The 6,515-nt window shown below is 40.1% G+C and carries 6 protein-coding genes; 2 read left to right on the forward strand and 4 right to left on the reverse strand.

Going from position 1 to position 6,515, the window contains the following annotated elements; all coding sequences use genetic code 11:
* Positions 1–27 precede the first annotated feature (27 nt).
* Positions 28–1,053: a DUF2860 family protein gene (locus tag PE36_RS23090; protein ID WP_006034537.1), complete on the reverse strand. Its 1,026-nt coding sequence runs from the start codon at positions 1,051–1,053 to the stop codon at positions 28–30.
* Positions 1,054–1,378: 325 nt separating this feature from the next.
* Here PE36_RS23090 and PE36_RS23095 point away from each other — a divergent pair, with 325 nt between their 5' ends.
* Entirely contained in the window at positions 1,379–1,951 is a 573-nt protein-coding gene (locus tag PE36_RS23095; RefSeq protein ID WP_043995011.1) for an NAD(P)H-dependent oxidoreductase, read from the forward strand.
* A 2-nt stretch (positions 1,952–1,953) separates the two neighbouring features.
* The gene (locus tag PE36_RS23100; RefSeq protein ID WP_006034539.1) at positions 1,954–3,876 is read left to right on the forward strand and encodes a monovalent cation:proton antiporter-2 (CPA2) family protein; all 1,923 of its coding nucleotides are present in this window, start codon (positions 1,954–1,956) and stop codon (positions 3,874–3,876) included.
* A 119-nt stretch (positions 3,877–3,995) separates the two neighbouring features.
* Here PE36_RS23100 and PE36_RS23105 read toward each other — a convergent pair whose 3' ends face one another.
* The 3 genes from PE36_RS23105 to PE36_RS23115 all read right to left on the reverse strand — a co-directional run bounded on the left by PE36_RS23105 (position 3,996) and on the right by PE36_RS23115 (position 6,507).
* On the reverse strand, positions 3,996–5,423 hold the full coding sequence (locus PE36_RS23105) for a MipA/OmpV family protein (RefSeq protein ID WP_006034540.1): 1,428 nt from the start codon (positions 5,421–5,423) through the stop codon (positions 3,996–3,998).
* A 109-nt stretch (positions 5,424–5,532) separates the two neighbouring features.
* The gene (locus tag PE36_RS23110) at positions 5,533–6,108 is read right to left on the reverse strand and encodes a DUF1566 domain-containing protein (RefSeq protein WP_006034541.1); all 576 of its coding nucleotides are present in this window, start codon (positions 6,106–6,108) and stop codon (positions 5,533–5,535) included.
* A gap of 72 nt (positions 6,109–6,180) precedes the next feature.
* Positions 6,181–6,507, reverse strand: a complete 327-nt coding sequence (locus tag PE36_RS23115; protein ID WP_083798040.1) for a DUF1566 domain-containing protein — start codon at positions 6,505–6,507, stop codon at positions 6,181–6,183.
* Positions 6,508–6,515: the final 8 nt, after the last annotated feature.

Raw genomic sequence — 6,515 nt, forward strand, 5'->3', positions numbered from 1 at the left:
CCCCTTCATGTTCTTGCTAATTCTAATTTAAAAGCTATAACTCATACCAACGGACACAAAATTTGTCGAGCTATCATAAAATTCAATATTGGCATCATTCTCTTTCTTTTGATAAATAATATTAAGGTTACTACCTTTTATATCAAACGGTTCCGTATAAGAGTAAAGGAATGAATAACGGGCAGCATTATCCTCTTGAACCTCATCAAATATTGGATTTTTGGCATCGTACTCGCGATCAGTAAACGCAGCTTGAACTGAAACAAAATGCCTTTCATACTTGGTCATGATACTGAGGCTATAATGAAATTCATCAAAACTCTGACTTTCACCTTTAGCATCTTGCGTACCATAAAACACGTTTACTTTAGCGTATGTGCCTTGCCACAGAGGTATTGAACTTTCGGCACTCAGTCTGTGGTAATCACTGTCACGATTTAACGAGGCTTGTTCTTCTGCTGTACAGTTTCGGCTTTGGTTATTACAAGACATACTTTGACTACCGCTTTGCTCATCTTCTATCGAATATGATGCATACGAGTACTCAACCTGAACAGGGGCAAATTTATAAGCCACACGCATGGCATTCGAATCGATATCGGTTTGCTCTCTTGACGCACCCGTAAGGAAAGGATCAGACCAGGTTTCTTTTAAAAATGGCACATGAGGTATATAAGCAAATGTCATACTTTGGCGTTTATCGAATTGATGTGTCACCCCAATCTCATATTGAATGGCGCTATTTAAAATGTTTTCAGGACTCTGCCCAAGAAAATACTGCGTCTTTAAATCAGCTGTTGTGTAAGCCAACCGGAAAAAAGGAAACAACACACCAGTTGTGACCGCTTCGCCAGCGTTATTTAAATCTTGAGTCTGTTCATTATCATCAACAATGTTAAATTGGCTTTGCGTATCACTTACACCTGCATTAATACCCATCGTACCAGAAAAACCTGCGTTTATTGCCAATGGTTTCGCGATTGCATCACTACCAAGTAAACAGCCGACCAATAATAAAGGTAATGAAAGTACGCTGTAATGTTTAGAGAACATGTATAAAAATCGCTCCAGCAATGTAAGTCATTGTTAATGAATAATGTTAAATATTAATTTTGATTTATATCAATTTAGTCACCAAATCATAACACAACGACTCTAATATAGAATACTTAATGGCGTTTCAAGCAAGCTCCACGCAATAATTGGAAAATAACATATATATCAGTGATATCAGCCAGAATAGCTAAATAAACACTGAAATAATTTGTTTTATATTATAAGCTTAAACAAGAAGAATTCAAAAACCACACACTTTAGACACTAAGCTATTGAATGCCAGTATAAAGATCTATTTCAATAAAGGATGATTGAAAATCATATGCACAAAATTCTCGTTTTATTTGCCCATCCTGCATTACAAAAATCAATTGCACATAAATCATTATTCAATGAAATTCAAAACATTGAAGGCATTACTTGTCACGATCTCTACGATACCTACCCAGATTCATTTATCGATATTAAACATGAACAAACTTTATTACTTAATCACGACATCATCGTCTTGCAATTCCCACTTTACTGGTATTCATGCCCGGCAATATTAAAAGAGTGGCAAGATCTGGTACTCGAACATGGTTTTGCTTATGGTGAATACGGCGATAAACTGGTTGGAAAAAAAATAATGCTGGCCATCTCCACAGGCGGGAGTATGAATTCTTACTCTACCGCAGGCTACAATGAACATGATATTAGCCAATTTTTATTACCGTTTAGCCAAATGAGCAAACTGTGTAATTTAGAATACCTCACTCCATTTGTTGTTCATGACATTCATAAACGTCACGACCCAGCCCGAATTGCACGTAAAGCGAAAGAATACCGCCAACTCTTATTAACGTTACAACAACAGAATGATGACGCTGTTGCTGCAAGACAGGAGAACTGTTAATCATGGAACATGGCGTATTATTTAATATTTTCATTTATCTTGCCGCGGGTGTCGTAGCGGTGCCAATCGCAAAGCGCCTGGGACTCGGCTCAGTACTGGGCTATTTGATTGCTGGTGCAATTGTTGGACCTTATGCATTAAGCTTAATTTCCAATCAAGAAGATGTTATGCACGTGGCCGAATTTGGCGTAGTCATGATGCTTTTTTTAGTCGGTTTAGAATTAAAACCGGCCTTGTTATGGCAGTTAAGAATGCCTATTTTAGGCACAGGTGGCTTACAGCTGTGCGCAACGACCTTATGTATTTTTATAATACTACTCACTTGTGGTCTGGCATGGCAAACAGCACTCGCCATCGGCTTAATCGTGGCATTATCATCGACTGCGATTGTATTGCAGAATTTACAAGAACGAGAATTAATGAAAACCGAAGCAGGTAAAAATGCTTTTGCGGTATTGTTATTTCAAGATATTGCAGTTATCCCGATCCTGTCGATACTGCCCTTGTTAGTCATACAGGACACGGCGATCGTTGAATCGTCAACATCAGCCTGGCTCAGTGCTTTGATGATTGCTGGTGTGATTGCCGGTATCATCATCGGCGGTCACTTTCTGGTGGTGCCGCTACTCCGCATTATCGCGGGATCACGCTCGCGTGAAATTTTCATTGCAACAGCACTGGCACTGGTTGTTGGTATCGCGTTAGCGATGGAAGCAGTCGGCTTATCTGCCGCACTCGGTACTTTCTTAGCTGGTGTGGTTCTCGCTGACAGCGAATATCGCCACGAACTTGAGAGTGATATTGAACCATTCAAAAGCTTATTATTAGGTATATTCTTTATCTCTGTCGGGGCTAGCATTGATTTTACCTTGCTGCTTGATCAACCGATATTAGTTGCGCTACTCGTCACCGGACTGATTGCGGTTAAATTTATCGTGCTATTTATCACTGGCATCGTATTCAAGATCCAGCGTAGTCAAAATTGGCTATTTTCTTGCGCCCTCGCACAAGGCGGTGAGTTTGCCTTTGTACTGACCTCGTTCGCACTACAACGTCAAGTTTTTGATAACGAAATAGCCAGTTTGCTGGTTTTAGTGGTCACCTTATCTATGGTATTCACACCACTACTATTAATTATTAACGATAAAATCATCGCTCCAACATTCAAGCGAAAAGTACCGCATGCCGACAATAAAGCGACACCAGAGCATCAAATCCCCGATGATACAGACAGCTCCGTCATCATTGCTGGCTTCGGTGGTTTTGGACAAGTGGTTGGGCGATTACTGCATGGTTACCATATTAATACCACTATCTTAGAAAATGACGTCGGCCAGATAGAATTATTACAACAGTTCAAATACAAGGTATTTTATGGCGATGCCGAGCAGCTCAATTTATTACACGCCGCGGGCGCAGATAACGCCAAACTGTTTATTATTGCCGTGGAAAGTGCCAGCAGAACCAAGCGTATTTTAATTAAGGTTAAAAAACACTTTCCGCACCTAACGGTATTGGTACGTGCAACAGACCGTAACCATGCCCAGCAACTAATCCGCCTCGGCGCCGATCATGTGTTTCGAGAATCGCTCGACTCTGGTATCAGCTTAGGGGTAGAAACATTAAAGGCGTTGGGTATGCGAGCTAATCAGGCTCACCGTGCAGGGCAGGTATTCCGTCGTCACGATGAAGCCGTATTACATGAAGAAGCAAGGCAGATGCATGAACACGAGCCAGAGTTTGTTAATCGCAGTCTGACAGAGCGCCGTATATTGAAAAAATTATTGGGATTAGATGCGTTAACTTATTACGATAATCTCAATGATGCTTGGTCAACTGAAGCACATAGCAACGAAGACAAAAATACCGTTGGTAACTTAGCCGCTGCACACAAACATAATAAATCGACAGGTGAGCAGAGTTAATAAGATAAGTTACAGCGTAAGATAAACAGATAGAATAACGGCACAGTTGATGAAAATAGCTATTTAGCAACAATTATCAACTGCGCCGTGTTTATTATTGGGCTAACGAATGATCTAAACTAAAAGTGCCACTGTAGATAAACGGTTTGATAATTACTGCCACCTTTAATTCGACCAAATACCGAGCTACTTTCAAAAATACCAGAACGATGATGGATGCTATAACCAAACCAGGTTTGCGCTAATGCCTTGTTATTAAAAATATCACCAACATTCACATCTAACGAAAAATCAAGATAGTTAAGTAACTTCGATGAATTTTCATAACCACGCTTACCGTCTTCACCTGTTAATTCAAAGCCTTCGATATAAGTAATGTTTGATACATAAGACAAACCTTCAGCAATACCTAAACGCCAGCGAGGACCAAAGTCAAACGTATAAAACGCTTTGATTGCCAGCACGACTTCAGCAATATCTTGTTGCACATCGGAACTATAATGCCACACCAGACCTGGCGTAAAGTAAATATCAATCGGCATCGTCAGCAAGCTATCGGCAACCTGAGTACCATAAAATACCGAACTCATTTGGTTATTTTCATCATCGCGCTCGGTGTTAAACTTTAAAATATCGCCAATATTAGACGGCGTTGCCCAGCCATGGGCTAAACGTAAGTATTCATCATTCTTTGCTTTGCCTGCAGTGCGTACAAATGGTTTATTTGGATCCGGGTAAAAAGCAATGCCAAGGAAAGACTCCAATTGGTAATTCTTTTCCACTCTCTCTAAATCATAAACGTTATCTTCCAATCGCGTTACACCAAACTGGCCAATTAGATGCAAGTTACTGGCGACATGATAAGCACCTTTGATACCACCACTGGCAGACACACCTGTACCAACTTGCTCAAGGTCAAAGCCATAGTAATAATCATTAAAGTCAGCACTTTTCCACTTCAATTCCGCAAAAGGGATCAATGTCCAGCTATCATATTTCCAACGATACAGCGCTCTCGTGTAACCATAAGCTCGCTTGTAATTATCTGACAACACCGCAATATCCGCTTCCCATGGGCCATCGAAATAACGGTACTGGAAGCCAAAGTCGAAAGACTGACCTTTGATTTGATTCTGAAATTCTTTAGGGATGTCATTAAATCGAAATCGGCTATACACATTGACTTGATGATCCGCGTTTTTCCATAAATGCACGCCACCTTCTAAGCCATTAATAAATCCATAGTCATTTTCAAATCTAATGAGGGGCAAAATATCATACACAGCGGTATCTTCACTCACCTCTGATACAGCGAAAGGAATATCGGCACGGCGCATGCCTATCGCAAGCCCCCACTGATTGACCGATAAGGCCGGAGGCTCCATTGTTATCACATCGGTACTTTCACTCTGAGTTATCTCTTCTACGGCTACCGCTTGAGATTGAGTTGAACTAGCAACATTTACGCTGTTTTCTGCATAGACAAAACTTGAAGGCAAACTAAAAATACACGCTAAACGTATAATATGGCGAGAACTGAATAACATGACTTTTTTAATACCCTTAAGTTATAAATAATGATTTTTATATTACCCTTAATTCGGATAACAAGTGCAATAATAAATCACAATATAAATATGGTGAAGTAAATGCTGATTAATCATATGCCTGCTGGCATATCACATCACAAGTTCGTACAAGGCGAACCGTTAATTGTGTATCATTTTCAAGCGTATATAATAATCCATTCTGGAACTCGATTTGCCAGGCCTGACTGATATAACGGCTGCTTGGTGTACTTGACCAAGATTTGGAGATTGCAGGTAATAAAGGATGATTGGGAAACACCAATTTATTTAAACTGGGTTCTTCACAGGCTGTTTCAATAATACTGTAAAGCTCTTTGATATCAGGTAATCGCCAATCAGTATCCCCTCCATTACTATTGTTAAACACTGTAACTTCAGCTTCTGCATCCCACCAAGAAAAATAACGAACCTCGCCCAATTCACAGTCCGCACCGAGTAAACCTGTTACACACATTTGCCATTCCAGTCTTGTTGCCTTATCAAATACCAAACCATCATTATGCTTAATAAAACGCTCCGCCGGCGTGGATGTTAACGCATTATCATTACAGCGTTGGTCAAGCGCTCGCGCACTCATTGGTGCGACTAGCAATAACATAACAGCCATGATGTATAAAAAAGGTCTAATTGCAGTGATATTCATTTTAATGGCCCTTTTATGATTAATCCCGATTTCACACACGCTATATATGCAGTAACTTGGGTATAGCAAGCATTAACCGCTACTACGTACTAAACGAACGACTCTTGGAATACTGGTCAAATTACCTTGAATATTGCCATATACAAAATTAATCATCCAAGCATAATCCAAATCATCAATGTCTATATCAGCAGTCCAATAATAACTATTTTGAGCATAAGGAAAAAACTGTATTTCAACCGCGGGTATTTCCTGTGAATAATTAACAATACTCTGTAGTTCTAAACGTGTCGGCATACGCCAGTCGCTATAACCACACCAACCGCGTTGATTCATCACCTCAACAAATTTCTCTGTATCGCAATTGCGACTGTCGGCGCAAATGCCACCATTTTTCAGTCACACCA

Source organism: Moritella sp. PE36, from assembly GCF_000170855.1.
Lineage (GTDB): Bacteria > Pseudomonadota > Gammaproteobacteria > Enterobacterales > Moritellaceae > Moritella.

Excerpts from the sequence above, each read along its gene's own strand:
- PE36_RS23090 (WP_006034537.1), bottom strand. The coding sequence starts at position 1,053 with ATGTTCTCTAAACATTACAGCGTACTTTCATTACCTTTATTATTGGTC.
- PE36_RS23095 (WP_043995011.1), top strand. The coding sequence starts at position 1,379 with ATGCACAAAATTCTCGTTTTATTTGCCCATCCTGCATTACAAAAATCA.
- PE36_RS23100 (WP_006034539.1), top strand. The coding sequence starts at position 1,954 with ATGGAACATGGCGTATTATTTAATATTTTCATTTATCTTGCCGCGGGT.
- PE36_RS23105 (WP_006034540.1), bottom strand. The coding sequence starts at position 5,423 with ATGTTATTCAGTTCTCGCCATATTATACGTTTAGCGTGTATTTTTAGT.
- PE36_RS23110 (WP_006034541.1), bottom strand. The coding sequence starts at position 6,108 with ATGAATATCACTGCAATTAGACCTTTTTTATACATCATGGCTGTTATG.